Origin of the sequence: Chamaesiphon sp. OTE_8_metabat_110, from assembly GCF_031382685.1 — a bacterium.
Classification (GTDB): Bacteria; Cyanobacteriota; Cyanobacteriia; order Cyanobacteriales; family Chamaesiphonaceae; genus Chamaesiphon.
Genome location: NZ_JANMZA010000505.1, coordinates 1 through 3,733 on the forward strand (window position 1 = coordinate 1; position 3,733 = coordinate 3,733).

Here is a 3,733-nt window from a genome sequence, read left to right on the forward strand (position 1 = left end):
GATGGGAACTTCCGCTGTGGGAATCAACCACAAGTCATCGTCGGCGCATTTAAAGCCATCTTCGGCAAATTTGGGGAGTTGCCCGGTTGCCGTCATTGAGGCACTATTGACGAGGATCGGCGGGCTGACTTCAGTATAGCCTGCGGCAATCTGCCGATCGAGCATGAAGCTAATCAAGGCGCGTTCGAGCGCCGCACCCGCACCGACGAGAGTGACAAATCGACTTTGAGCGAGTTTGGCACTGCTCTCAAAGTTTAAGATACCTAATTTTTCGCCGATCTCCCAGTGGGGGAGGATTTGGGGATTGGTGGGGATATATTCGTCCCCCCACTTGCGAAGTTCGACGTTCTCCTCTTCACCTTTCCCGATCGGGGTGGTATCGCTGGGGAGGTTGGGTAGTTGTAAAATTAGGATGTGAATCTGCGCTTTGAGTTCGCGCTCGGCTGGCTCCAGTTCGCTCAGTTGGGCTTTCACCTGGTTGCCTTCGTCTTTGAGGGTTTGAATTTCGGGTGCGGTGGCGGCGACTCCCGCTCGCATTTGTTCGCCGACGAGTTTACCGATTTCGTTACTCCGCGCTTGCAGTTGACTGCGGGTAGATTCTAGCTCGCGTTGGCGTTTATCCAGAGCGAGAATGGGTTGAATATCATAGGCACCCACTCCTCGGAGATCGAGTTTTGTCTGTACTAATTCTGGATTTTCTCGAATCTGTCTGATGTCCAGCACCGCTTTTACTCTATCTAAACTACACCAACTAGATATATCTTACGATCGTCTCGTCCAGATTGAGTCTCGATCGGCGGTGAATTATTAATTACTTAGAGAGTGTTTGAAAAGTATAGATTGAATCCCCCCAATCCCCTTGAAAAGGCTACCATATATACACTTTGGTGAGAAGCGAAATTGGTGGAAATCCCCCAAACCCCCTTAAAAAGGGGGCTAAGATTCAGTTAAAGTCCCCCTTCTTAAGGGGGATTTAGGGGGATTCAGATCTAGAAGCGAAGCAATTAGACTTTCTCTTAACTGCCGAGTTTAAATGCTTCGACAAATAATCCATAAACTAGTCCCAATTTCAGGCTATTTAAAATCGCCACCCAAAATGGACGTTGACCGATAATAGCAGTGTCTTCTACTAGTTGTCGCCGTCCAAATCTCGTCCCATAAGTAAGCCAAGAGATCGATTCGACGATCGTGAGTAAAACTAGACTGATGACACTATCTAGATTAGTTCTTTGTCCCGTAGTTGTGGAAATCGCCGATGCTAGAAAGTTCCCAAATAATAAGCTAATAATAATCAGCGATAGTCGTCGCCATGGATTTTCAGCCCACCGCGTAAGTTGGTTGCCAAGGCGATCGATTAATGTAGTGAGACGAGTATTTTGCACGGCTTTTATCTCCGAATTCGATTAGTTTCTTGCCAAATATTACCGATGCCTTTGATGATACCTCTTCCGATTAAACCGATGCCGCGTCCGATAATTTCGGTAAGTAAGTAGACGACCCCACTACCAAGAAATGTTGTGGCTGATGTCAACCGGGGTGAGATTGCATCTCTAACTTCGAGGGTTAGTGTGACTACCAAGGGAATTCCGGCTAGGCGTTCCAATTCTTCAGGACGTGGTGCATAAATAGCAATCCGTTTAATCCCATAATCTGTGAAGATAAACAATCGATATTGGCTTTCAAAAATTGCTTGCGGTTCGCCGATATAACGATCGATCCGATACCGCCAGGATAGATCGTTCCGAAAGCGTTCGATATCGCGACTAGATAGCAACCTGCGATCGTAAAATCCCGATTTCATCGATTCTAAATTTCCAAAGCGATTTAGTAATGGTTGCATGACAGCATTCGCCATCTGAATTGTCAGGTTTTCGAGGATGATACCCGCCCGATCTTCGGCGATGCTACTGCCATATGTCCCGATCGTATTGTCGATCGTTAAGGGTGTTTTAAATAATAAGTAATTTAATAAGTCGAGCGATTGCGGAATTTTAGCTAAAATTTCAGCTTGGACGATCGCGGTATCTTGGAGTAAGATGGGAATAATTTCGACATGTCGATCGTTAATTGAGAGGGTGTGGTATCTGCCAAAAAAGTCGGTCGTTACTGACACCCATAAATCCAGCATAAGCGCAGATTGCTTAGCTGCTAATTGCTCGATCTTTACTTGCGAAAAGCGCAGTTCATCTAACATTCCTTCAAACTGTTTGAGGATTAGATAAAATAATTCGCGCTTCTTATCCGAGCGCAAAATGTCAATTTCTAGGGCAGTCGGCGTAAGATTTTCTAAGCTCGATTGTAACTTTGTGGCAATTCGATCGAATAAAGATTGAGCTAATCGATCTGAACTAATCGAGACAATTTGTAGTGGTGCTGCGACTAATTGCGAGGGTAAATCTGGTACGCTATTTACTGATGCAGTTGCTGGTAGTAGTCGATCGATCAGCCAGCGAGCGGTATTTAATTCGCGCTTGCGTCCGGCTAAAATCGCTCGATCTAGTTCGGACAGATCGCCATCGAGCTGGTTATTTACCTGCATAAGTGTAGTTTCAATCTGCTGAAGACTTACCAATCTCAATCGATCGCGAATATTACTAACTAAATTACGCGAGCTTGGCTTACTGCCGATCGTTATCTGTTGCAAAATTGCTGGTGTCCAACTAGTTTCACCCGCAGCAATTCGACGGATACAGCTCACCAAATCGAGAATCGAACTACCCCGCACACAATAGCCTTCAATTCCACTTTGAAATAGTGCAGTTAACTCAGGACTTTGGGCGGTAGCTAGTATTAAAATCGGTAAATTGGGATACTTGGCTTTAACTTGTTGACAAAACAGGAAACTCGATCTGTCTTGCAGCGACAAATCCAATGGTAATCCATATAAAATTAGATCGATGTCACTAATTTTATCGTTGTTTTCGAGTAAAAATTGCCAAGCCCGATCGACATCTTCAGCTTCCGCAGCCACTTGGAGATCTGGAAACCGATTCAGACAAGTTATCAATCCCGATCTAATTACTGGATCGGATTCGATCGCTAAAATTCTCATGGAGCGATCCTCTACAGGAGCGGCTGCGCCAAACATAGGGGGAGTTTCTGCCATTGACACGCGAATTGCACTGTTGAAGCATCGCCAGTTAGGGACAATTACCGATTAATTGCCCATACATTTTACCCCCTTTAGACCGTCAAAGATACTCGCGTCACTCCTCGTCGTAACTGGAGTTGACGATCGATCCAAGATTGCCGAATCCGGCGTTGGAGGAAGGGGATTGAGGGTACGATCCGACTCGCACCGTAGCGCAGTAAGGGATAATTTCGCAACAGTTCGCCTTGGGCGATTTCGGCACGCTGGAGCTGTTGGACTTTGATGATTTCTGGTTCGCGTTCGGCTTGAATTTGCGGCAATACGCGATCGAGTGCCGCAGATGCAAATGACAATTGCTGGAATAATGGTACTAGATGATTGGCAGCGACGATCGCATCGCGTAAGGACATATTAATCCCCTGGGCGCGAATGGGCGACATTGGATGCGCTGCATCGCCCAGCAGGAGCAGTCCGGGCATATGCCAGCGCGGCGCACGCCCCACCGTCACCGATAATAAAAATGGTTTCTCCAGCGAGTCAGCTTGCTCTCGAAATACAGCCGCTAACCAATCGGGGGAAGCTGTCGCCAATTTTTCCACCCAATTCAACTGTTGCCACGCCTTATCAGCAGGTGCTGACTCC

At 46.6% G+C, this 3,733-nt stretch carries 3 protein-coding genes and 1 pseudogene; all 4 read right to left on the minus strand.

The genetic code is table 11. From position 1 onward, the window contains the following. A pseudogene (locus RMO52_RS18505) lies at positions 1 to 723 on the minus strand (serine--tRNA ligase); the annotation flags it as partial. A 293-nt stretch (positions 724 to 1,016) separates the two neighbouring features. Further along, positions 1,017 to 1,382: a DUF565 domain-containing protein gene (locus RMO52_RS18510; RefSeq protein ID WP_309738950.1), complete on the minus strand. Its 366-nt coding sequence runs from the start codon at positions 1,380 to 1,382 to the stop codon at positions 1,017 to 1,019. 5 nt (positions 1,383 to 1,387) lie between these two features. Then, positions 1,388 to 3,106, minus strand: coding sequence for a DUF3685 domain-containing protein (locus RMO52_RS18515; protein WP_310417182.1), 1,719 nt, complete (start codon positions 3,104 to 3,106; stop codon positions 1,388 to 1,390). A 77-nt stretch (positions 3,107 to 3,183) separates the two neighbouring features. Then, on the minus strand, positions 3,184 to 3,733 hold a 550-nt coding region (locus RMO52_RS18520; protein ID WP_310417185.1), incomplete at its 5' end, for an FAD-dependent monooxygenase.